This is a genomic window from Pseudomonas sp. TNT2022 ID1044 (genome assembly GCF_028656895.1).
In the GTDB taxonomy this organism is placed as follows: domain Bacteria; phylum Pseudomonadota; class Gammaproteobacteria; order Pseudomonadales; family Pseudomonadaceae; genus Aquipseudomonas; species Aquipseudomonas reinekei.
In genome coordinates this window covers 183,097-206,448 of the sequence record NZ_JAMDHB010000025.1, presented here as the reverse complement: position 1 = coordinate 206,448, position 23,352 = coordinate 183,097, and the positions used below count along the sequence as shown (strand labels likewise).

Below are 23,352 nucleotides of genomic sequence, written 5' to 3'. Positions count from 1 at the left end.
ATCTATCCAGAAAATACGATGGCTCGCCGATCCGGGACCGACAACGCCCGAGACCGGGACAACCCGGTCGGAAAATGAAATGGGGTATTACGGCTCGATATTGCGACGGTTGACCTTGGCCATCGGCAACGGAATCAGCTTGCCCATCGGTTCGCGACGTTCCTGACGGAGCGGTCGCAGGCCTACAACGATCTTGCGCGCGACCAATAAATAGAAGCCGCCGCCGGACAATTGCCAGTCACCGGCCTTGCGCTCCCAGCCGGCCAGACGGGTCTGCCAGGCAGGGGAAGCCAGCGGCGGACGATAGCACCCGAAGCGGCGTTTCTCCAGCGCGAAACCCAGCAGGTTCAACCAGTCGGCCACCCGTGACGGCGAAATGCAGCGAGCCTTGCCCAACCCGTCATGGGCAAACACATGGCGCAAACCCCAACTGCTCCAGGGGTTGATGCCGATGATCAACAGATGCCCACCAGGCCGCACACTGCTCGCAGCTTCGCGCAGCAGCCCGTGGGGCGACAGGCAGAAATCCAGCCCATGCTGCAACACCACCACATCGGCGGCATGTTCGCTGAGAGGCCAGGCCTGCTCCTCGCACACGATCTCGACACCCGGCAACGGCGCGCCCAAGCGCACATTGCGCTGCACTTGCGGCGCTGATGGCGGCGTCTGGGCCGACGGGCCGTAATGCACCAGGTAGCCGCCGAAGAAGCGCCCGAGCTCGTCTTCAAGCATGCGCCGTTCTTCGTCCAGCAAAAATTGCCCGAGGGGTCCGGACAGCCAGTCGCGGGCCGTGCTGATCAACGCCAGCCAGTCAGGATCAGCCTGAGCGAACGCTTTATCGGTCATTGCATTCTCCAACGCGCCAGGAAGTTCTAAGATGCGCCATTGTTTCCAGCTTGGCGAATCCGACGATGATACAGATCACTGCCCTGCCCGCCTTCACCGACAACTACATCTGGTTGTTACAAGACCCCGCCACGCGCAACTGCGCGGTAGTCGATCCAGGGGATGCCGCCCCGGTGCAAGCCTGGCTTGCGGCCAACCCTGGCTGGGCCCTGACTGATATTCTGATCACTCACCATCATCATGACCATGTCGGCGGCGTCGAGCAGTTGAAGAAAGCGACGGACGCGAAGGTCTACGGGCCGGCCAGCGAAAACATTCCGGCGCGGGACGTAGCGCTCAAGGACAATGACCGCGTTACCGTGCTCTGCCATGACTTTGATGTCATCGCCGTTCCCGGCCATACCCTGGGCCATATTGCCTATTATCACAGCGGCCTGCTGTTTTGCGGCGACACCCTGTTCGCTGCCGGTTGCGGTCGTTTGTTCGAGGGCACGCCACAACAAATGCATACCTCGCTGTCGCGCCTCGCGGCCCTTCCCGAGGATACCCGCGTCTACTGTACCCATGAATACACCCTGAGCAATCTGCGCTTCGCCGCCGCCGTCGAACCGAGTAATCCGGACACCCTCGAACGCCTCGCCACCGTCACCCGACAACGGGAAGCGGGGGTGATCACTCTGCCCTCCACGGTGGCACTGGAAAAGCGCACAAATCCGTTTTTACGTACCGGCGTAACATCCGTTAAAGAAAAAGCGGACGAACGGACCGGCACCGATAACTCTCGGCCCGACATGGTTTTTGCGGCTCTCAGGGCCTGGAAAGACACGTTCTAAAGAGCTTGCACGATGGTCCAAAAACGCTGAATGGTTGACCGCAGGGGGTGCACTTTCTAGAATCGCCCGACATTTTTGCCCGGAACTTACTTCCAGCCAATGTCGTCATCCATACGTAAGTCCATCAATTCAGACGCATTGACCCGCTTGGCTCAAGCTATAGCGGTGGCTGTGTCCGCCACCCTGGCGGGCTGCTCCAGCCACGCTCCGCAACCTGAAGCGACGCATACACCCAACATTGCTGCCCGCGCCAAACAGAAGCCCATCTGGCTCAGCGAAAAGCCGACCCCGCAGATCCCGCAGGACGTCTGGGAGCGCATGCGCCAGGGCTTCCAGTTGCAGGACAACCTGGGCGTGAACCCGCGCATCGAGCAACAGCGCCTGTGGTTTGCCAGCAATCCTTCTTTCCTCGAAAACGCCGGCGAACGCGGCAGCCTCTACATTCATTACATTGTCGAACGCCTCGAAGAACGCAACATGCCGCTGGAACTGGCGCTGCTGCCGGTAATTGAAAGCGCCTACAACCCGATGGCCTATTCCCGGGCCCATGCGGTTGGCTTGTGGCAGTTCATTCCGTCCACCGGCCGTTACTTCAACCTGCGCCAGACCCGTTTCTATGATGGCCGCCGCGATATCACCGCGTCGACCACCGCCGCGATGGATTACCTGACCCGCCTGCACGACATGTTCAACGGTGACTGGCTGTTGGCACTGGCTGCCTACAACGCCGGTGAAGGAACGGTCAGTCGTGCCATCGAGCGCAACGAAAAGCTTGGCCTTCCGACCGACTACTGGAACCTGCCGCTGCCGGCCGAGACCCAGGCCTATGTGCCCAAGTTGCTGGCCCTGTCGCAGGTAGTGATGGCGCCGGAAGCCTACGGGGTGAACCTCAACCCGATCGCCAACGAACCGTACTTCCAGGTCGTCGAAATCAACCAGCGCATGGACCTTTCCAAGGTCGCCGCGGTGGCCAACATCGACGAAGACGAGTTGTTCCAGCTCAACCCGGCCTTCAAGCAACGCACCACCATCGACGGTCCCCAGCATTTGCTGGTGCCGACGTCCAAGGCGCAGTTGTTGACCACCAGCCTGCAAACCATGCGTCCGGAAGAGCTGATCAGCAAGAAGCCGCGCAAGCCGGTTTTCGATGGCGCGGACAGCACGGCAGTGGCCAGTGCCAAACGCAGTTATCGGGTCAAGCGCGGCGACAACCTGGGTTCCATTGCCAAGGCCAACAACGTCAACGTCAAGGATCTCCAGCGCTGGAACAAGCTGTCCGGCAAGAACCTCAAGCCCGGCCAGATCCTGGTCATGCAAGACACCAGCAAACGCCGCTCGGGGCGCGTCAATACCGTGGTTGCCGCCAACTCCAAGACCAGCGCCAAGAAGCAAAAGACCCAATACAAGGTCAAACGAGGCGACTCGCTGTACATCGTCGCCAAGCGTTTTAACGTTGAAATGCAGCACCTCAAGCGCTGGAACCCACGCGTCGGCCAGGCGCTCAAGCCTGGACAGATGTTGACCGTGTCCAATCCGCATTAAAAACGAGCCCCTGATTCCAGGGGCTTTTTTATTCTCGAACCTGTAGGTGCCGGTTTGCTGGTGATGGGGGCGACGCGTTTCGCCAGACCACACGCGTCATCGTCAACGACCATCGCCAGCAAGCCGGCTCCTACGGAAAATCGCAAATACCGACCCGCTGGCATTACCCATCAATTCCCCGTCTTTTTCCTGTCCATACAAGCTGTTACTGTACGGGCCACAAAGCCCAAGCCGCCTGGATCGGATTTCTTATTTGAAGCGTCCCCTGCTCACGCTCCTGATCAGCCTGGCCTTGAGCTCCACCGCAAGCGCGACGATCAGCGAAAGCCATGGTTACGCGCAGTTCGGCACGCTCAAGTATCCGGCCAGATTTACCCACTTCGACTGGGTCAACCCGCAAGCGCCCAAGGGCGGTACGTTGCGGGTAATGGCGTTTGGCACGTTTGATACGCTCAATCCTTACACCTTCAAGGGCACCAGCCCGGTCGCCACGCCGAACTTCCTGCAGTACGGCATCAACGAGCTGAACGAGCCGCTGATGGTAGGCACCGGGCAATACGCGCCGTCCGGCGACGAGCCCACCTCGAGCTATGGCCTGATCGCCCAATCGGTCGAATACAGCGAGGACCGCAGCTGGGTGGTTTTCAACTTGCGCCCGCAAGCACGCTTCCACGATGGCACGCCGATCACCGCCTACGACGTGGCGTTCTCCTACCGCTTGCTGCTCAAGGAAGGCCATCCGCAGTACCGAACCAATCTTCAAGAAGTGTTGCGGGTCGACATTCTCAACCCGCAGCGCATCCGCTTCGTGTTCAAGCGCGCCGGCAATCCGTTGCTGATCCTGCGCCTTGGCGAGTTACCGGTGCTGCCACAGCATTACTGGAAAGACCGCGACTTCAAAGCCACAACCTTCGAACCGCCGCTGGGTAGCGGGCCGTATCGCATCACTTCGGTGACGCCGGGGCGGCAGATCGTTTTCGAGCGGGTCAAGGATTATTGGGGCAAGGACCTGCCGGTCAACCGCGGCAAGTACAACGTCGACCGCATGGAAGTCGAGTTCTATCGGGACAGCGACGTAGCGTTCGAAGCGTTCAAGGCTGGCGAATTCGACATCTACATCGAGCACCAGGCCAAGAACTGGGCCACCGGTTACAACTTTACAGCGATCCGCCGTGGCGAGGTGATCAAGGCGCAAATACCGCACCAGATCCCGACCCAGACCCAGGGCCTGTTCATGAACAGCCGTCGCCCGACCTTTGCCGAGGCTTCGGTTCGAGAGGCGCTGGGAATGATGTTCGACTTCGAGTGGACCAACCGTACGCTGTTCAGCGACGCTTACAAACGCGCCAAGAGTTACTACCCCAATAGCGAATTCTCTGCCACCGGCCTGCCGGTCGGCCATGAATGGCTACTACTCAAGCCGTACCGCGAGCAACTGCCCGCCCGTTTGCTGACTGAACCGTTCAGCCTGCCGCAAACACAGGGTCGGGGCATCCCCCGGGAAACCCTGCGCAAAGCCCTGAACCTGCTCGCCGAGGCTGGCTGGAAGCTCAATGGCCAACGCCTGCAGAACGCGTCCGGGCAGCCGTTGCGTCTGGAGATCCTGCTGGTCAATCCGAACCTGGAACGCATCCTCCAGCCCTACGTCGAGAACCTCGCCAGCATCGGCATCGACGCCAGGCTGCGCACGGTAGACCGCGCCCAGTACAAACAGCGCCTCGACCAGTTCGACTTCGACATGATCCTGATGACCCTCAGCCAGACCCTCAGCCCGGGCCTGGAGCAGTGGCAGTACTTCCACTCCAGCCAGGTCGCGGTCAAGGGCAGCAAGAATTACGCGGGTATCGCCAATCCGGTGGTCGACCACCTGCTCGACCAACTGCTCGCGGCCAAGACCCGCGACGAGCAGGTCGCCGCCGGCAAGGCCCTCGACCGGGTGCTGCTGTGGCAGCACTACATCATTCCCAACTGGTACCTCAATTATCACCGCCTGGCGTACCGCAACCGGTTTGCCTTCGTCACCACGCCGCCCTACACCCTGGGCCTGAGCGCGTGGTGGCTGAAATCTTCGGAGAAAGATCGATGAAACCCATCAGCGCCCTGCTCTTGCAGGCCAGCGCCCTGCTGTTCGCCGGGTTGGCCAGCGCCGCCCCGCAACACGCCCTGACCCTGTACAACGAACCGCCGAAGTACCCGGCGGATTTCAAACACTTCGACTACGTCAATCCGGATGCCCCCAAGGGCGGCATATTCCGTCAGGCCGGGTTCGGTGGTTTTGACAGCCTCAACCCGTTCATCAGCAAAGGCATGTCGGCCAACGACATCGACCTGATCTACGACACCCTGGCCAGACAGAGCCTTGACGAGCCTTTCACCGAATACGGCCTGATCGCGGCCAAGATCGAAAAAGCCCCGAACAACGACTGGGTGCGTTTCTACCTGCGGCCCGAAGCGCGCTTCCATGACGGCCATCCGGTGCGCGCCGAAGACGTGGTGTTCAGCTTCCAGACGTTGATCAAGGACGGCGCACCGATGTACCGCGGCTATTACAACGACGTCGCCGACGTGGTTGCCGAAGACCCGCTGACGGTGCTGTTCAAGTTCAAGCACAGCAACAACCGCGAACTGCCGTTGATCCTTGGCCAGTTGCCGGTGCTGCCCAAGCATTGGTGGGCCAACCGCGATTTCAAAAAGGGCAACCTCGAAGCGCCGCTGGGCAGCGGGCCGTACAAAGTCAGTGAAGTGAAGGCCGGGCGCTCGGTGCGCTATGAACGGGTCAAGGATTACTGGGGCAAGGACCTGCCGGTGAATCGCGGTTTCTACAATTTCGATGTCATGACCACCGACTATTACCGTGACAACACCGTGGCCCTCGAAGCGCTCAAGGCCGGGCAGTTCGATTACTGGCTGGAAATGACCGCGAAGAACTGGGCCAACGCCTACAACATTCCGGCCGTCACCGAAGGTCGCTTGATCAAGGAACAGATCCCCAACGGCAACCCCACCGGCATGCAGGGCTTCGTCTTCAACTTGCGCCGGCCGATATTCCAGGACGTGCGCGTGCGCCAGGCCCTGACGCTGCTGCTGGATTTTGAATGGACCAACAAGCAGTTGTTCAACGGCGCCTACGCGCGCACTCGCAGTTATTTCGAGAACTCCGAAATGGCCGCCACCGGCCTGCCGGACGCCGATCAACTGGCGATCCTCGACCCGTTCCGCGGCAAGATTCCCGAGCAGGTGTTCAGCGAAGCCTTCCAGAACCCGGTCACCGACGGCAGCGGCATGATCCGCACCCAGCAACGCAAGGCTTATCAACTGCTGCAAGAGGCTGGCTGGCGCATTGTCGATGACAAAATGGTCGACGCCACCGGCAAACCAGTGAGCATCGAATTCCTGCTGGCGCAGACCGAGTTCGAACGGGTGTTGCTGCCGTTCAAACGCAACCTCAGCGACCTCGGCATCGAACTGGTGATTCGCCGGGTCGACGTCTCGCAGTACGTCAACCGTGTGCGCTCGCGGGACTTCGACATGATCGTCGGCAGCTTCCCGCAGTCCAACTCGCCGGGCAACGAACAGCGTGAGTTCTGGATGACCGCAGCCGCCGACAAACCCGGCAGCCGCAATTCCATGGGCCTCAAAGACCCGGCTGTGGACCAGTTGGTCGAACAACTGATCAACGCCGATTCGCGTGTCAGCCTGGTCGCCCACGCCCGTGCACTGGACCGCGTGCTGCAATGGGGCTATTACGTGATTCCCAACTGGCACATCAAAACCTGGCGCGTGGCCTACTGGAACCACATCGGCCACCCCAAGGTCTCGCCTAAATACGACATCGGCATCAACACCTGGTGGATCAAGCCCGATGCGAAACCGGCCATAGAGATCGAAACCAAATTGCAAGCCGACCCTGCGGGCACGGAGTAATCAGATGCTGGCGTATATTTTTCGGCGACTGCTGCTGATCATTCCAACCTTGTTCGGCATTTTGCTGATCAACTTCGTGATCATCCAGGCCGCCCCCGGCGGGCCGGTGGAACAGATGATCGCCAAGCTCGAAGGCTTCGAAGGCGCCACCAGCCGGATTGCCGGCGGCGGTGCCGAAGTGTCGGTGGCCGGCTCCACCTATCGCGGCGCCCAAGGCCTGGACCCGGCGCTGATCAAGGAAATCGAGCACATGTACGGCTTCGACAAGTCGGCGCCGGAACGTTTGTGGATCATGATCAAGAACTACGCGTCGCTGGATTTTGGCGACAGTTTTTTCCGCGATGCCAAGGTCATCGACCTGATCAAGGAAAAGCTGCCGGTGTCGATCTCGCTCGGGCTGTGGAGCACGCTGATCATGTACCTGGTGTCGATCCCGCTGGGGATCGCCAAGGCCACGCGACACGGCAGCCACTTCGATGTCTGGACCAGTTCGGCGATCATCGTCGGCTATGCAATTCCGGCGTTCCTGTTCGCCATCCTGCTGATCGTGGTATTCGCCGGTGGCAGTTATCTGGACTGGTTTCCCTTGCGCGGGCTGACGTCCAACAACTTCGATGAGCTGAGCACGGGGGGCAAGATCCTCGACTACTTCTGGCACTTGGCGCTGCCCGTGACGGCGCTGGTGATCGGCAACTTCGCGACCATGACCCTGCTGACCAAAAACAGCTTCCTCGACGAGATCAACAAGCAGTACGTGGTGACCGCCAAGGCCAAGGGCCTGACTAATCATCGCGTGCTCTACGGCCACGTGTTCCGCAACGCGATGCTGCTGGTGATCGCCGGTTTCCCGTCGGCGTTCATCGGGATCTTTTTCACCGGCTCGCTGCTGGTCGAAGTGATCTTCTCCCTCGACGGCCTTGGCCTGATGAGTTTCGAAGCCGCGATCAACCGTGATTACCCGGTGGTGTTCGGCACGCTGTTCATCTTTACCCTGCTGGGGTTGGTGGTGAAGCTGATCGGAGACCTGACCTACACCTTTGTCGATCCGCGCATCGACTTCGAAAGCCGGGAGCATTGAGATGAACCTGTCCCCTCTCAATCGCCGCCGCTTCGAACTGTTCAAGGCCAACAAACGCGGCTGGTGGTCGCTGTGGCTGTTCCTGATCCTGTTCGGTGCCAGCCTCGGCGCCGAGCTGATCGCCAACGACAAACCGCTTGTGGTGCACTATGACGATGGCTGGTACTTCCCCGCGCTCAAGCGCTACCCGGAAACCACCTTCGGCGGCGAATTCCCGCTGGAAGCCAACTACAAGAGCCCGTACATCCGCGAACTGCTCAAGGCCAAGGACGCCTGGGTGCTGTGGGCGCCGATCCCGTTCAGCTACCAGAGCATCAACTACGACCTGAAGGTTCCGGCCCCGGCACCGCCCTCGGCGGACAATCTGCTGGGCACCGACGACCAGGGCCGCGATGTGCTCGCGCGGGTGATCTACGGCTTCCGCGTCTCGGTGCTGTTCGCCTTGACGCTAACCTTGCTCAGCTCGCTGATCGGCGTGATCGCGGGCGCGTTGCAGGGCTTTTATGGCGGCTGGGTCGATCTGGCGGGGCAGCGCTTCCTGGAGATCTGGTCCGGGTTGCCGGTGCTGTACTTGCTGATCATCCTCGCCAGTTTCGTCCAGCCAAATTTCTGGTGGCTGTTGGGGATCATGCTGCTGTTTTCCTGGATGAGCCTGGTGGACGTGGTGCGCGCCGAGTTCCTGCGTGGGCGTAACCTGGAATACGTGCGTGCGGCCCGGGCGCTGGGCATGCAGAATGGCGCGATCATGTTTCGCCACATCCTGCCCAACGCCATGGTCTCGACCATGACTTTCATGCCGTTCATCCTGACCGGCGCCATCGGTACGCTGACAGCCCTGGATTTCCTCGGCTTCGGCTTGCCGGCCGGCAGCCCGTCGCTGGGTGAGCTGGTGGCCCAGGGCAAATCCAACCTGCAGGCGCCGTGGCTGGGCATGAGCGCGTTTGCGGTGCTGGCCTTGATGTTGAGTTTGCTGGTGTTTATCGGCGAGTCCGCTCGCGATGCCTTCGACCCGAGGAAGTGAAATGAATCAGGACAATCTGATCGAAGTGCGCGACCTCGCCGTCGAATTCGTTGTCGGTGACCACAGTCAGCGCGTGGTTGAAGGCGTCAGTTTCGATATCAAGCGCGGTGAAACCCTGGCGTTGGTGGGCGAAAGCGGTTCCGGCAAATCGGTGACTGCGCACTCGATCCTGCGCCTGCTGCCCTACCCGCTGGCCCGACATCCCTCCGGCACCATTGAGTATGCCGGCCAGAACTTGCTGGACCTGAAGGAAAAGACCATCCGCCACATCCGCGGCAACCGGATTGCGATGATCTTCCAGGAGCCGATGACCTCGCTCAACCCGCTGCACTCGATCGAGAAGCAGATCAACGAGGTGCTGGGCATCCACAAGGGCCTGACCGGCAAGATCGCGACCCGGCGCACCCTGGAGCTGCTGGAAATGGTCGGCATTCCCGAGCCGCAAAAGCGCCTCAAAGCCCTGCCCCACGAATTATCCGGCGGCCAGCGTCAGCGCGTGATGATCGCCATGGCCCTGGCCAATGAGCCGGAGCTGTTGATCGCCGACGAACCAACCACCGCCCTGGACGTGACCGTTCAGCTGAAAATCCTCGAATTGCTCAAGGAGTTGCAGGCGCGTCTGGGCATGGCTTTGCTGCTGATCAGCCATGATTTGAACCTGGTGAAAAGAATTGCGCATCGCGTATGTGTCATGCAGCGCGGTTGCATCGTCGAACAGGCATCGTGCGAAGAGTTGTTCCGCGCGCCGCAGCATCCGTACACTCGGATCCTGCTGGCAGCGGAACCCAGCGGCACACCGGCGACCAATGAAATCGGCCCGCCGATGCTGACGGTCGAGGACCTGAAAGTCTGGTTCCCGATCAAGAAAGGCCTGCTCAAGCGCACGGTGGATTACGTCAAAGCGGTGGACGGCATCAATTTCAGCCTGCCCCAGGGCCAGACCCTGGGGATTGTGGGGGAAAGCGGTTCCGGTAAATCGACGTTGGGGCTGGCGATCTTGCGGTTGATTGGCAGTACCGGCGCCATCCGTTTTGAAGGCAAGCAGCTAGACTGCCTGACGCAGCAACAAGTCAGGCCGCTGCGTCGAGAGATGCAGGTGGTGTTTCAGGACCCGTTTGGCAGCCTGAGTCCACGGATGTGCGTGAGCCAGATCGTTGGCGAAGGCCTGCGGATCCATAAGATCGGCACCGAGGCGGAACAGGAACAAGCGATCATTGCGGCACTCAAGGAGGTAGGTCTGGACCCGGAAACCCGGAACCGCTACCCCCACGAATTTTCCGGTGGGCAGCGGCAGAGAATCGCCATTGCCCGGGCGTTAGTGCTAAAACCGGCGTTGATTCTGCTGGACGAGCCGACCTCGGCCCTCGACCGCACCGTGCAACGCCAAGTGGTGGAGCTTTTGCGTTCACTGCAAAGCAAGTACAACCTGACGTATCTGTTTATCAGCCATGACCTGGCTGTGGTGAAAGCGCTGAGCCACCAGCTGATGGTGGTCAAGCATGGCCAAGTGGTCGAACAGGGAGACGCGCAAAGCATTTTTGCCGCCCCCCAACATCCGTATACACAGCAGTTGCTGGAGGCCGCTTTCCTGGCACCAGCCACTGCGCAATAACCTGAAAAGAGGAGCAACACATGGGTTTTCTCGCCGGTAAGCGCGTACTGATCGTCGGTGTCGCCAGCAAGCTGTCCATCGCATCCGGCATCGCTGCCGCCATGCATCGCGAGGGCGCTGAGCTTGCCTTCACTTATCAGAACGACAAACTCAAGGGTCGTGTCGAAGAGTTCGCACAAGGCTGGGGTTCGAGCCCTGAGCTGTGCTTCCCGTGCGACGTGGCCAGCGATGCAGAAATCGCCAAGGTCTTCGAAGAACTGAGCAAGAAGTGGGATGGCCTGGACTGCATCGTGCACTCCGTGGGCTTCGCACCGGGCGACCAACTGGACGGCGACTTCACCGAAGCCACCACCCGTGAAGGTTTCCGCATTGCTCACGACATCAGCGCCTACAGCTTCGTGGCCCTGGCCAAAGCCGGTCGCGAAATGATGAAAGGCCGCAACGGCAGCCTGCTGACCCTGTCTTACCTGGGCGCCGAGCGCACCATGCCGAACTACAACGTCATGGGCATGGCCAAGGCGTCCCTGGAAGCTGGCGTTCGTTACCTGGCCGGCTCCCTGGGCCCGGACGGTACTCGCGTCAACTGCGTATCGGCTGGCCCGATCCGCACCCTCGCCGCTTCCGGCATCAAGAACTTCCGCAAGATGCTGGCCGCCAACGAAGCGCAAACCCCGCTGCGTCGCAACGTCACCATCGACGAAGTCGGCAACGCCGGCGCCTTCCTGTGCTCGGACCTGGCGTCCGGCATCAGCGGTGAAATCATGTACGTGGACGGTGGCTTCAACACCACGGCCATGGGCAACATCGAAGAGTAATCTTTGGTTAGCCGAAAAAAAGGACCCGCCTGTTATGGCGGGTTTTTTTTTATGCCTTGGATTCAGCAGGCAACCACAGGGGTTGGTGTTGTGACAGGCAGCTCGCAAACAACTGCTGGATCGGCTGCTTGCGCTGGCTGTAACGTTGCAACAGGACAATCTCCCGGTAAAACGTCAACTCGCCCAAACCAATCACCCGCACCTTCGCCCCATGCTCCAGCCACAACCCGGCTTCGGGCAGCAATGACACGCCCAAACCGCACTCGACCATTTTCACGATGGCCTCAAGTTCATCCAGCTCCAGGGCGACGTGCACGTCAATCTGCTGCTCCCTTAGAAACCGCGTGACCAATCGGCCGCCGAACGAGTTGCGGTCGTAACGTACGTGGGGATGTTCGGCGAGTAACGTCAGCGGGTCGTCGCCTTCGAGGCCCGCCGGCACGATCAGCACGAAGGGCTCGCGGCGGATCACGTGTGCCGATAACTCCTTGGGCAGTTCAAACGGCGGCTTGATCAGGATCGCCAGGTCCACTTCGCCGGTGTCCACCTGGCTCAATAGATTGAGCGAAACGCCGGGCACCAGTTTCGGCTCCAGCAAGGGTGCCTGCTGACGCAAGCGTAACAGCGCCTGAGGCAGCAACCCGGTTTGCGCAGTCGCTACGGCACCGATCTTCAACTCACCACGGTATTCGCTGACGTCATCGCTGACCGCCATACGGTTGAAGGTCTCGAGAATCTCCCGCGCCATCGGCAGCGCACGCTGGCCCGCCGCATTGAGCAAAGCCTGGCGCCCGGTGCGATCGAACAGCTGGATCCCGAGGGCCTGCTCCAGGTTGCGCATCTGCGCGCTGACCGCCGACTGGGTCAGGCCAATGTGCATACCGGCCGCTGCGAACGTGCCGTGGCGCGTCACCGCAATGAAGGTTTTCAGTTCTCGCAGCATGATCACCCCCGATTGATCGAAATAATTTGAGCTCGGCGCAAAAACTATCGTCTTTCAATCAAATTACACAAGGCTAAACTCGATCTGACTTCACATGATCGAGGCTAATCCGATGCAACTCTCCCCTTTTCATTTGGCCATTCCCGTTTACGACCTCGCCACCGCGCGGCATTTTTATGGTTCGGTGTTTGGCCTCGAAGAAGGCCGCTCCAGTGATCACTGGGTCGATTTCAATTTTTTCGGTCATCAACTGGTGATTCACCTGGCGCCGAAGAACGCCTCGCAGGAAGCTGCCCATACCAATGCTGTCGACGGTCACAACGTGCCGGTGCCGCATTTCGGTGTGGTGCTGGGGATGGCGGAGTGGGAGGCATTGGCAGAGCGGCTGCAATCGCTGGAGACACGCTTCGTGATTGAGCCGGGGATTCGTTTTCAGGGATTGGTGGGGGAACAGGCGACGATGTTTTTGTTCGATCCGTGCGGGAATGCGCTGGAGTTCAAGGCGTTCAAGGATATTGGGCAGTTGTTTGCCAAGTAGGTGGTGACTGTAAGGACCTCATCGCGGGCAAGCTCGCTCCCACAGGGAATTGTGAGCGCCGCTGATCAAATGTGGGAGCGAGCCTGCTCGCGAAAGGGCCAGCCAATTCAGCACAAATCTAGCGGCCCAACATCGCTTGCGCCTCAGCCAAAAGCGCTTCAACCAAACCATGCGCGGCAGGGTCGTATTCGATCTGTCCAATGCTGAACCTGATGTCATAGCCACGATGCAACGTGGCATTGCGCTCATCGAGCATTTCCTCGAACCGCGCCTTGATCGCCGTAAGATCGACACTGCCGGAGCCCGTCAATAAAGCGACAAAAGTCGCGCCTTCCAGCCGGCCGATCACATCGCTTTCCCTGAAGCCAATACGCAGCACATCCGCAAAGGTTTTCAGGGCATCGTCGCCCTCGGCTCGCCCGAATAAGTAGTTGATACGCTTGAAATCATCGAGGTTGAAGAACAGCAGCGTCGCTGGCCGTTCCAGGTGTGCGCAGGCATCCAGTCCCATTTGAGCCAACGCCAGAAAACCATGGCGATTGGAGAGCAGGGTCAACTCATCCATGCTTGCCATCTGCACGCCCGTCAACTCCTGCTCAGCTTTGCGGGCCAGGTCGCGCAACAACTCGCGCTCCTGTGCGGGCGTGCGCAAAGGGTCGGCGCAGAGGCTTTTCTTGTGCAGCTTGCCGGAAATCAGCATCACATACTCCATTAGCGGGTATGTTCTTTAGAGCACCCGAAAGCGGGTTTGACTCCCTGTTTTCAGGCCATTGGTCAGCTCCCTGCCACCGGGCAAGGGCCACCGGCATCGGCCCATAGCTTGAATTGCGTGACAAAAACATCATGCGCGACCGGCACCGGTGCGCGATTGCCACCCGGATTCCAGCCCCACAGCACCAGTTTGTCTTCGCTGACATGCTTGATCAGGGCTGCGAAATCACGGTCGCCGTTGGCTTTGCGGTCCTTGATCATGCTGCACAGCTGATCGGGTGGCAGGCCAATCCAGGCCATTTTGTGGGCCGCTGGCGGCAGGCTCCAGTGCGGCGCGCCCGGTGGCGCCTTGGGGCCGTAGCTGGCCGGAGGATTGGCTTCGGCGTGGCAGCTGGCGCAGGGCAAACCGGCCGCCCCTTTGCCGTCCATCCCGCGCACCACGTTCATCGCGTGGGGCGTTCCGGCATCGAACTGCAACGGCGAATCGCCAGGAATGTGGCAGTTCTGGCAACGGGGGCTCTGGAAGACTTGTCGCACCGTGTCGAATGCTTTCAGGGCGTCTTTGTCATCGGCAAATAGCTCCGTTGTGTAGACAAACAGGCAGAACAGGGTCAGCGAACCCAGCAACCAATGATGTCGTTTCATTTCACACCCCCGACAATCGCAGTGGCAGCTCCCGCAGCCGCTGGCCGGTCAAGGCGAACACCGCATTGGCCACCGCCGGTGCCGTGGGTGGTACGCCGGCTTCGCCGATGCCACCGGGTTTGTCACTGCTGGGCACGATGTGCACTTCAACCACCGGCATCTCATTGAGCCGCAGCACTTGATAGTCGTGGTAGTTGGATTGCACCACCTGGCCATCCTTGAACGTCAGGTGACTGTGCAAGGTAAAGCCCAGGCCGAACGCGATGCAGGACTCCATCTGTGCGGCGATGCTCTGCGGGTTGACCGCGATCCCGCAATCCACCGCGCACACCACGCGATGCACGCGGATCGCCAGATTGTCCTGGGACACCTCCGCCACCTGCGCCACGTAACTGCCGAATGATTCATGCACCGCCACGCCCAGGGCATGGCCGTCTGGCAGTGGAGCCTTCCAGTTGGCTTTTTCCACGGCCAGGTTCAAGACGCCCAGGTGTCGCGGATGCTCTTTAAGCAGTGTTCGTCGGTATTCCACCGGATCCTTGCCCGCCGCACTGGCCAACTCGTCGATCAACGACTCCATGACGAAAGCCGTATGACTGTGCCCCACCGAGCGCAACCACAACACACTGATGCCGGTCTGCGGCGAGTGAAGATCAACCTGATGGTTGGCCATTCCCGCCAGGTAGGGACTGTCCGCCACGCCTTCGACCGAGGTTTTATCGATGCCGTCCTTGACCATGGTCGCTTCGAGTGAAGTGCCGGCCATGATCGACTGTCCGACCATCACATGCTGCCACGCCACCGGCATTCCATCGGTACCCAGGCCGACCTGCGCCTGATGCAGGAAGGCCGAGCGGTAGTAACCGCCCCGGATATCATCCTCCCGCGCCCACACGGTTTTGACCGGACCGCCGGCCGCTTTGGCCACGTACACCGCTTCAGCGACAAAGTCCGAGGTCGGGTTGGCCCGCCGACCGAAACCGCCACCGAGGAATTCGGTATGGATCTCGACCTGCTCGGGTTTGAGACCGGTGATTTTCCCGGCGATCATCTGGTCCAGGGTCTGGAATTGCGTCCCGGTCCAGATCTCGCATTTGTCCGGGGTGATGCTCACGGTGCAGTTGAGCGGCTCCATCGGCGCGTGGGCCAGGTAAGGCACACTGTATTCGACATCGAGCTTCTTCGTCGCCTTGGCCAGTGCAGCCTTGGTGTCCCCTGCCTTGCTGGCCGGTAAGCCGGGGGTGGCGGCGAGCTTGCGAAAGCGCTCCAACAGTTTTTGGCTGTCGAGCCCGGCATTCGGCCCCAGGTCCCACTCGACGTGCAGGGCATCGCGACCCAGCTTCGCCGCCCAGTAATGATCGGCGATCACCGCCACACCCGTGGGCACCTGCACCACTTTGTGCACGCCGGGGATCGCCAACGCTTCAGCACCTTCGAAGGAGGTGACCTTGCCGCCGAATACCGGCGAACGGGCGACCATGGCGGTCATCAAGCCGTCGAACTGCACGTCCATGCCGAACTTCGCCCGACCGGTGATTTTCTCCGGCGTGTCGAGGCGTTTGGTGGGCTTGCCAATGAGCTTCCAGTCCTTGGCTTCCTTGAGCTTGATCGACGCCGGGTCGGGTACGGGCAGCTTGCCGGCGTCATCGGCCAGCTCGCCGTAGGTGGCGCGCTGGTCGCCGGCAATGACAACGCCGGACTCGGTACGAATCTGCGAAGGCGGTACGTTGAAACGCTTGGCTGCCGCCTCGATCAACATCAACCGCGCCGCCCCGCCCGCCTGGCGATAACGGTCGAACTCCATCCAGGTCGAGGTCGACCCCCCGGTGATCTGCATCCCGCCGAACCCGGCCATGCCGTAATCGGCAGCCGAGGCTGGCGAATGCTCGACTTTGATTGTCGACCAGTCGGCGTCCAGTTCTTCAGCGATCAACATGGTCAGGCCTGTCCAGATGCCCTGGCCCATTTCCGAATGGCCGAGCAATACCGTGACGGTGTTGTCATTGCCGATACGCAGGAACGCATTGGGTGCAAAGACGTTGCCCTGATTTTCCGCCGCCCCGGCAAAACGATGGCCACCCGGGATGACAAACGCCACCACCAGCCCACCACCCAACATAGCCGTGCCCTTGAGGAAACCGCGACGCGATAACGGATTGAGATTGTTCATGGCCACCTCAACCCAGCTCGGCGGCGCGTTTGACCGCTGCACGAATTCTTGGGTAAGTGCCGCAACGGCAGATATTGCCCGACAGCGCTTGATCAATGTCGGTATCCGTTGGCTTGGGGATCTTCGCCAACAATGCCGCGGCCGCCATGATCTGGCCTGACTGGCAGTAACCGCATTGCACCACATCAAGCTCGGCCCAGGCTTGCTGCACCGGGTGCGAACCGTCGAGGGAAAGCCCTTCGATGGTGAGGATTTTTTGCCCATGGGCCACCGCCGTGGCCGGCGTAATGCAGGAACGCAGCGGCGTGCCATCGACGTGCACGGTGCAGGCTCCGCACTGGGCCATGCCACAGCCGAACTTGGTCCCGGTCAGGTGCGCAACATCGCGCAAGACCCAAAGCAGCGGCATGTCGGCGGGGACATCCAGCTCCTGGTCCTTGCCATTGATATTCAGGGTCAACATTGCGAAGGTCCTCAGACTCACGGTGTTCTGAAGGGGGCGTCGCTGTGGTGAACGGGTACCTACGCGCGCCTTGGGTTATCCATACAGCTAAGCGCAAATTGACTTGATGACCGGGACGTATCGACCACCGGTCACTCAGGAAGAGCAAAACAGACAACCCGACTTAAACCCGAGGCCTGAGCAAAATCTCCGTAAAGCAAAGCAGAAACAACCCAAACGCCAAACACCACAACAGCGCCGACGCACCAAGCGCCAGCCCGGAAACCGGCACCAGCAGAACCCGCGACACCCCGGCCAGCAGAATCAACCCAAACCCCAAGACCATCGCCCTGGAAGGCTGCAACATCCGCCCGGTATGCCCCAGACTCACCCGCGCGATCATCGCCAGGATCAACCCACCCACGCCCCCCACCGCCAGCGAATGAGTGGCCAGACTCTGCTGCGGCATCAACCCCAGATGCCACAACCCCATGGCAAAAATCGCCGCCACCAACCAGCCATAAGACAAATACAACGACCACAACAGCGGCACCTGCCACAGACCTTGGTCATGCCAACGCCACAGCCGAAACACATGCAGAACCCCCATCAACCCAAACACTGCCGCCATCCAGCGCCTAGGCACATCCTGCAAGCCGAGCGCGAATGTCAGCACCACAAACAACCCACTCACCAGCAACACCCGGGTTGGCCAGGGATTGGCTGCCGGTAAAGCCGGCCGATTCAAGCCGCGCTGAATAAAGAACGGAATCACTCGCCCGCCCATCACACTCATCAACGCACCGACCAACCACAACGCCGCCAGCACACCACGCCGTTGCAGGCCGACATCATCGATCCAGAGGCCCCACAGCGTCATCGCCTGACATCCGGCCAGCAGTGTGATCATCAACAAAACCGGGTCATTCTCACGCTTGCCGGCAGCCACCAGATCGCGGCCCAGCACCCACGCAAGCAGTGGCAAAAACGGCAGTTGCAACCACAGCAACACAACCGGTGAAATCGGCAGAAGCCAGGCAAGCCGCGCCAATAGCCAGACCAGCACCAGCCCGATCAACTGCCAGCCTTTGAGCCCCGGACGCCCCGTCCAATTCGGCACCGCCGTCAACAGGAACCCGGCGATGATTGCCACGGCGAAGCCGAACGGCATTTCATGTCGATGCCAGGCAAGCATGCCGCCCAGCGGGTTCGCGCCGGGCAATCGGCCGTACAGCCACAAGGCCCAGATCGCCACCGCCAGCGCGGCGAACGCAGCTCCCGCCAAAAAGAACGGACGAAAGCCAAGACTGAAAACGGGAGCAGCAGCCAGGTTGCGCATCAGGCCAACGCCCGGCCCAGAGGCTTACTCAACCGGTGCTGGGACAGCAGGCGCATGACATAGCCGATTTTCAGCAGGGTCGGCCCTACGATGGTCATGGCATGCAACGACACCAGCGCCAGGATCGACAGATACCCCTCGTAGAGGTATGCGCCGTAGATACCTGCCAGCAGCATCGCCAGGCCGACAACGAGCACTCGGCTGGACAGTTGCAGAACGTTCTGAGGATTGCTGTAGAAATGGAACATTTTCCGTACTCCTGTAGCCGTTCAGTTGTACTGGAGACGTATCAAGTCCCGTGCCAGATATTCAGCCGTTGATAATCAATCACTTAAGGAGTAGCAGTCATAACGACTCCATACGCAAATAGTCGTTACGACTCCATTAGCGGTCATATCGACTACATCCAACAACATTTACTTGCACACTTGTCGATCTACGGCGCCACCCGCCAGGCCGAGGCTGGCTACGCTGATAGTCCAGCATGCAAAAACCTGCCAAGGAGACCCGCCATGCTCCACGTTCAAAAACTCACGCCCTGCCTGTGGTTCGATGGCCAGGCGGAAGAGGCTGCGAAGTACTACTGCGCGATCTTCGACCACTCCAAAATCACTGCCATCACCCACTACGGCAAGGCTGGCCAAGAGGTTCATGGTCACGCGGAAGGTTCGGTGCTGACGGTCAGCTTCGAACTCGACGGACAGACGTTCACCGGCCTCAATGGCGGCCCGAACTTCAAGTTCAACGAGGCGATTTCGTTCCAGGTCAATTGCCAGACCCAGGAAGAGGTCGACCATTTCTGGGGCCGGCTGTCTGCCGGCGGGCCGGTCGAGGCGCAGCAATGTGGCTGGCTCAAGGACAAGTACGGTGTTTCATGGCAGATCGTCCCGGTGGCGATGATGGACATGCTCAAAGATCCCGACACGAGCAAATCCCAGCGCGCCATGGCGGCAATGATGGAGATGAAAAAACTCGATATCGCCGAGTTGCAGCGAGCCTTTAACGGTGAGAGCTAATACACTCCGGGGCGAAGCTGCCAAGGACTGACCATGAAACCCTCCAAGCCCCAGGACACCGACAAGGCCCCGCGTTTCTGGCGCGATGACGCCCTGCCCTTCATCGAAGCGCGCGCCATCGCCGATGGCCGCGAGGTCTGCTACACCCGGCATTCCCACGAGCACTTTTCCATCGGTGCGATCACCGCCGGGCGCAGCACCTATGTCCACGAGCAGGCGCACTTCGAGGTCAGCGCCGGCACTGTGGTGTTGATGAACCCCGCCGATGTCCATGCCTGCAATCCGATCAACGACGAGCCCTGGTCGTACTTGATGCTCTATGTCGACACAGCGTGGCTGACCGGGTTGCAGCACCAGCTGGGGTTCAGCGATGACCTGGCGTTCCGCCGTTTTGCCATCACCCATACCGCTGACCCTGAGCTGTTCGCGGGGCTAAAAGGTTTGTATGAAGTGCTGGTCGATCCGCAGCAGGACATATTGCGCAAGCACAGCGTAGCGTTTGAGTTTTTCACTGACGTGCAACTACGACTGAATCCCGTCGAGCAGCCACTGCGCGAAGCGAATTTCAAACTGGAACGCGCCGCCGAATTCATCCGCGAACATTGCACACAGATGCTCAGGCTCGAAGATATTTGCGAAGCGGCGCAGTTGTCGCCGTCCTACCTGATCCGCGCGTTCAAGCAGCATTACGGCATGACGCCCCACGCCTTTCTGGTCAACCGGCGCATCCAGTTCGCCCGCGAGCAACTGCGCCACGGCAAGCTGATCGCCGACGTGGCGCTGGAAGCGGGCTTTGCCGATCAGGCGCATTTTCAACGGGCTTTCAAACAGCATCTGGCAGCGACACCAGGACAGTATCGCGGCTAGACCGGGCTCCTACAGGGTCATGGGAAAATCAGATAAACCGCACTCACCGCCAGCAACAACGCCATCACCCGGTTGAACCAGCGCATGCCAGCCGGGTTGTTCAGGTAGCCGCGCAAGAATGTCCCGGCATAGGCCCAGCAGCCGACCGACAGATAGCAAATCACCAGATAGATCGCCGCAAACTGCCACACCAGCCGCGCCTCGCCATCGGCGACAAATGCACCCATGCCCGCTACACAGGCCAGCCAGGCTTTCGGGTTGAGCCATTGCATCACCGCGCCGTAGAGCATCGATGGCGCACGGCCCGGGTCTTTCGCTTCCAGTTGCCCATTGTCGGCGGCCAGTTTGAACGCCATGTACAACAGGAACGCCACGCCGGCCCACTGCACCACCTGGGTCATCGCGGGCCATAGCAGCAACATCTCGTGCAGCCCCAACCCCATCAATACCAGCAACAACACAAACCCCAACGTCGCTCCGGCCACATGCCGCTGGCTGGCCTTGAAGCCGAAACGCGCCCCGGAACTCAAGGCGACGATATTCACCGGCCCCGGGGTGATCGACGCGGCCAACGCAAACGCCGCCATGGACATGATCAAACTCATCGCACACCTACTCTTCTCAATTGAACCAGGCCCCAAGGTAAAGAGACCGGCGGTGGGTGTATTGAAGAAAACTGCCCTGCGCTACGAGTAATACCCCACCACCCTTTTCACTTTCAGCAACGCCTGGCGCAGTGAGTCCATGTCCACCGAGCCCAGCGCCAGGCGGATGGCGTGTGGTACATGCGGGGTGATCGCAAAAGGTTCGGCGGGCGACACCGACACGTGCTCGCGCATCAACGCCATGGCGATCTGGTCGGCGCGAGCGTCTTCGGCCAATGGCAACCAGATGAAATACGAAGACGGATGAGTGACCGTCTCCAGTCCCGTCAGCACTTCGCGCGCCAAGGTTTGTCGGGCCTGCGCATCCGCACGTTTTTGCGCTTCCAGTTGGTAGACGGTGCCGTCATCGAGCCAGGCGGTGGCGATCGCCGTCATCACCCCCGGCGTGTTCCAGGTGGTCGCCATCACCGTGCGCTCGAATCCCGCGACCCAATGCAGAGGCGCCGCGACAAAACCGACGCGAAACCCGGTGGCGATGTTCTTGGATAAACCGGAAACGTACACCGTCCTTTCCGGCGCCATCTCAACCACGGGTGGCGGCGGGTTCTCGGCAAGAAAGGCATAGGCGGCGTCCTCGATGATCATCAGGTCATGCTGACGCGCAATCGCCACCAAGCGCTCGCGCTGCGCGGTGTCCATCACCCAACCCAGCGGGTTATGCAAAGTGGGCATCGAGTACACGGCCCGCACCGGGCGGCTGCGGCACAGCTTGTCCAAGGCCGATAAATCCGGCCCGTTGGCCGTGACAGGTATGGGCAGCACCTCCAGGTGCAGCGTTTCGGCCAATGTCTTGAACCCCGGATAAGTCAACGCGTCAGCCGCAATCACGTCGCCGGGCTTGAGCAGCGTCATCATCACCACGGCCAGGCCATGCTGGGCGCCGCTGACGATCAACACCTGTTCGGCCGTTACGTTCAGGCCGCGCTCGCCCAGGTGGCGGGCCACCGAAGCCCGCTCGTGCAGCCGCCCGGCGTGGGGCTGATAACGCAACAGCGACTCCAGGTCGCCGGACAATGCAAGCTGACGCAGCGCTTGGCGCAACAGGTCAGCCTGACCCGGCAATGACGGGTAGTTGAAGTTCAGGTCGATCATCCCCGCCGCCACCACGGACTGGGAAATGCCCTGGCCTGGCGGCAGCGACGTCTCCCGGACAAATGTCCCGCGCCCGGTTTCACCACTGACCAGGCCCATGCCCTCCAGTTCGGCATACACCCGGCTGGCCGTGACCAGCGCCAGGCCTTGCTCGGTGGCGAGCTGGCGGTGGGTTGGCAACCGCGTACCCGGTGGCAAACGCCCCGAGCGAATGTCGGCGGCGAAAGTATCAACCAGGGTTTTATAGCGCGATCGAGGCATGTCGGGATGTTTCCATGACAATTTTTTGATTGTATCGATAACCCAACCCTACCATGGCTTTCGGGCAACCAGACAATAAGCGAGAGCCAAATGGAACGGACTTCAAACCTGCAAAACCGGACGCTGGAGAGTAACGCCGGAGGCTGGATCAATGGACTGATCGGCGTGGTGATTTTCAGCGGCTCACTGCCAGCGACGCGGGTGGCGGTGCTGGAATTCGATCCGGTATTCCTCACCGTGGCTCGCGCCACCCTCGCGGCGATTCTGGCGCTGTGCCTGCTACTTTTGTTCAAGGAAAAACGCCCTGCACCTAATCAGCTTGTGCCACTGATCATCGTGGCGCTGGGCGTGGTGGTGGGTTTTCCGCTGTTGACCGCGCTGGCCCTGCAATATGTGACGTCGGCGCATTCCATCGTGTTCGTCGGCCTGTTGCCGCTGGCTACCGCCGCGTTCGGCGTGTTGCGCGGTGGCGAACGCCCGCGGCCGGTGTTCTGGTTCTTCTCGGTGCTGGGCAGTTTGCTGGTGGTGGGTTTCGCTGTGTCCCAGGGCCTGAGCGCCTCCCCCCAAGGCGACATCCTGATGCTACTGGCGATTCTCGCCTGTGGCCTGGGATATGCCGAAGGCGCGAAGTTGTCCCGCACCCTGGGCGGCTGGCAAGTGATTTCCTGGGCGCTGGTGCTGGCATTGCCGGTGATGGCGGCGCTGACCTGGTGGCGGATGCCGGCTTCGTTTAGCGGGATCAGCGCGCCGGCCTGGTTCAGCCTGGCTTACGTCTCGCTGTTCAGCATGCTGATCGGCTTTGTGTTCTGGTATCGCGGCCTCGCCCAAGGCGGAATTGCCGCTGTCGGGCAACTGCAACTGTTGCAGCCGTTCTTCGGTTTGGCACTGGCGGCCACCTTGCTGCATGAGCACGTCAGCATCGGCATGCTCGGCGTGACGGTCGCTGTGATCCTGTGTGTCGCCGGGGCCAGGAAATTCGCCAAATGAGGCTC

The 23,352-nt window shown here is 60.6% G+C and carries 22 protein-coding genes; 12 read left to right on the top strand and 10 right to left on the bottom strand.

Annotated elements, in window-relative coordinates; genetic code table 11:
* Nucleotides 1-87: 87 nt before the first annotated feature.
* A complete protein-coding gene (locus M5G20_RS26280) occupies nt 88-846 on the bottom strand; it encodes a class I SAM-dependent methyltransferase (protein WP_212627334.1) in 759 nt (252 codons plus the stop codon).
* A 65-nt stretch (nt 847-911) separates the two neighbouring features.
* Here M5G20_RS26280 and gloB point away from each other — a divergent pair, with 65 nt between their 5' ends.
* From gloB to fabI, 8 genes are all read left to right on the top strand, one after another.
* Complete coding sequence (gene gloB / locus M5G20_RS26275; RefSeq protein WP_273921577.1) at nt 912-1,679, top strand: hydroxyacylglutathione hydrolase; 768 nt, start codon at nt 912-914, stop codon at nt 1,677-1,679.
* Between the two features lie 99 nt (nt 1,680-1,778).
* Entirely contained in the window at nt 1,779-3,221 is a 1,443-nt protein-coding gene (locus tag M5G20_RS26270) for a transglycosylase SLT domain-containing protein (RefSeq protein ID WP_273921576.1), read from the top strand.
* Between the two features lie 265 nt (nt 3,222-3,486).
* Nucleotides 3,487-5,307 carry an extracellular solute-binding protein gene (locus tag M5G20_RS26265; RefSeq protein WP_443218329.1) on the top strand — a complete coding sequence of 607 codons (1,821 nt, stop codon included), beginning with the start codon at nt 3,487-3,489 and terminating at the stop codon, nt 5,305-5,307.
* Nucleotides 5,304-7,145 carry an extracellular solute-binding protein gene (locus M5G20_RS26260; RefSeq protein ID WP_273921573.1) on the top strand — a complete coding sequence of 614 codons (1,842 nt, stop codon included), beginning with the start codon at nt 5,304-5,306 and terminating at the stop codon, nt 7,143-7,145. The genes M5G20_RS26265 and M5G20_RS26260 overlap by 4 nt, the downstream gene beginning before the upstream one ends.
* Before the next feature lie 4 nt (nt 7,146-7,149).
* Entirely contained in the window at nt 7,150-8,223 is a 1,074-nt protein-coding gene (locus M5G20_RS26255; RefSeq protein ID WP_273921572.1) for a microcin C ABC transporter permease YejB, read from the top strand.
* Nucleotide 8,224: 1 nt separating this feature from the next.
* A complete protein-coding gene (locus M5G20_RS26250) occupies nt 8,225-9,244 on the top strand; it encodes an ABC transporter permease (RefSeq protein WP_150734370.1) in 1,020 nt (339 codons plus the stop codon).
* 1 nt (nt 9,245) lies between these two features.
* Nucleotides 9,246-10,856 carry an ABC transporter ATP-binding protein gene (locus M5G20_RS26245; protein WP_150734371.1) on the top strand — a complete coding sequence of 537 codons (1,611 nt, stop codon included), beginning with the start codon at nt 9,246-9,248 and terminating at the stop codon, nt 10,854-10,856.
* Between the two features lie 20 nt (nt 10,857-10,876).
* Nucleotides 10,877-11,671, top strand: a complete 795-nt coding sequence (fabI, locus tag M5G20_RS26240) for an enoyl-ACP reductase FabI (protein WP_034146538.1) — start codon at nt 10,877-10,879, stop codon at nt 11,669-11,671.
* A gap of 49 nt (nt 11,672-11,720) precedes the next feature.
* Here fabI and M5G20_RS26235 read toward each other — a convergent pair whose 3' ends face one another.
* Complete coding sequence (locus M5G20_RS26235) at nt 11,721-12,614, bottom strand: LysR family transcriptional regulator (protein ID WP_273921571.1); 894 nt, start codon at nt 12,612-12,614, stop codon at nt 11,721-11,723.
* A 112-nt stretch (nt 12,615-12,726) separates the two neighbouring features.
* On the opposite strand from M5G20_RS26235, the gene M5G20_RS26230 reads away from it, so the two are divergent.
* The gene (locus M5G20_RS26230) at nt 12,727-13,152 is read left to right on the top strand and encodes a VOC family protein (RefSeq protein ID WP_273921570.1); all 426 of its coding nucleotides are present in this window, start codon (nt 12,727-12,729) and stop codon (nt 13,150-13,152) included.
* 118 nt (nt 13,153-13,270) lie between these two features.
* On the opposite strand, the gene M5G20_RS26225 is transcribed toward M5G20_RS26230, so the two are convergent.
* The 6 genes from M5G20_RS26225 to M5G20_RS26200 all read right to left on the bottom strand — a co-directional run bounded on the left by M5G20_RS26225 (nt 13,271) and on the right by M5G20_RS26200 (nt 18,707).
* Entirely contained in the window at nt 13,271-13,852 is a 582-nt protein-coding gene (locus M5G20_RS26225; protein WP_273921569.1) for a GGDEF domain-containing protein, read from the bottom strand.
* 74 nt (nt 13,853-13,926) lie between these two features.
* Nucleotides 13,927-14,508 carry a hypothetical protein gene (locus M5G20_RS26220; RefSeq protein ID WP_273921568.1) on the bottom strand — a complete coding sequence of 194 codons (582 nt, stop codon included), beginning with the start codon at nt 14,506-14,508 and terminating at the stop codon, nt 13,927-13,929.
* A gap of 1 nt (nt 14,509) precedes the next feature.
* The gene (locus tag M5G20_RS26215; RefSeq protein ID WP_273921566.1) at nt 14,510-16,678 is read right to left on the bottom strand and encodes a xanthine dehydrogenase family protein molybdopterin-binding subunit; all 2,169 of its coding nucleotides are present in this window, start codon (nt 16,676-16,678) and stop codon (nt 14,510-14,512) included.
* A gap of 7 nt (nt 16,679-16,685) precedes the next feature.
* Nucleotides 16,686-17,141 (bottom strand): (2Fe-2S)-binding protein, encoded by a 456-nt coding sequence (locus tag M5G20_RS26210; RefSeq protein ID WP_273921565.1) that lies wholly within the window; start codon nt 17,139-17,141, stop codon nt 16,686-16,688.
* A gap of 163 nt (nt 17,142-17,304) precedes the next feature.
* Nucleotides 17,305-18,459 carry an NnrS family protein gene (locus M5G20_RS26205; protein ID WP_273921564.1) on the bottom strand — a complete coding sequence of 385 codons (1,155 nt, stop codon included), beginning with the start codon at nt 18,457-18,459 and terminating at the stop codon, nt 17,305-17,307.
* The gene (locus tag M5G20_RS26200) at nt 18,459-18,707 is read right to left on the bottom strand and encodes a transmembrane sensor/regulator PpyR (RefSeq protein ID WP_273921562.1); all 249 of its coding nucleotides are present in this window, start codon (nt 18,705-18,707) and stop codon (nt 18,459-18,461) included. Before M5G20_RS26200 ends, M5G20_RS26205 begins: the two co-directional genes overlap by 1 nt.
* Nucleotides 18,708-18,971: 264 nt before the next feature.
* Between M5G20_RS26200 and M5G20_RS26195 the strand changes: the two genes are divergently transcribed.
* A complete protein-coding gene (locus tag M5G20_RS26195) occupies nt 18,972-19,475 on the top strand; it encodes a VOC family protein (protein ID WP_273921560.1) in 504 nt (167 codons plus the stop codon).
* A 33-nt stretch (nt 19,476-19,508) separates the two neighbouring features.
* Complete coding sequence (locus M5G20_RS26190; protein WP_273921559.1) at nt 19,509-20,342, top strand: AraC family transcriptional regulator; 834 nt, start codon at nt 19,509-19,511, stop codon at nt 20,340-20,342.
* A 17-nt stretch (nt 20,343-20,359) separates the two neighbouring features.
* On the opposite strand, the gene M5G20_RS26185 is transcribed toward M5G20_RS26190, so the two are convergent.
* Nucleotides 20,360-20,947 (bottom strand): LysE family translocator, encoded by a 588-nt coding sequence (locus M5G20_RS26185; protein ID WP_273921557.1) that lies wholly within the window; start codon nt 20,945-20,947, stop codon nt 20,360-20,362.
* A gap of 81 nt (nt 20,948-21,028) precedes the next feature.
* Nucleotides 21,029-22,360 carry an aminotransferase-like domain-containing protein gene (locus tag M5G20_RS26180; protein ID WP_273921556.1) on the bottom strand — a complete coding sequence of 444 codons (1,332 nt, stop codon included), beginning with the start codon at nt 22,358-22,360 and terminating at the stop codon, nt 21,029-21,031.
* 90 nt (nt 22,361-22,450) lie between these two features.
* Between M5G20_RS26180 and M5G20_RS26175 the strand changes: the two genes are divergently transcribed.
* Nucleotides 22,451-23,347 (top strand): DMT family transporter, encoded by an 897-nt coding sequence (locus M5G20_RS26175; protein WP_273921555.1) that lies wholly within the window; start codon nt 22,451-22,453, stop codon nt 23,345-23,347.
* Nucleotides 23,348-23,352: the final 5 nt, after the last annotated feature.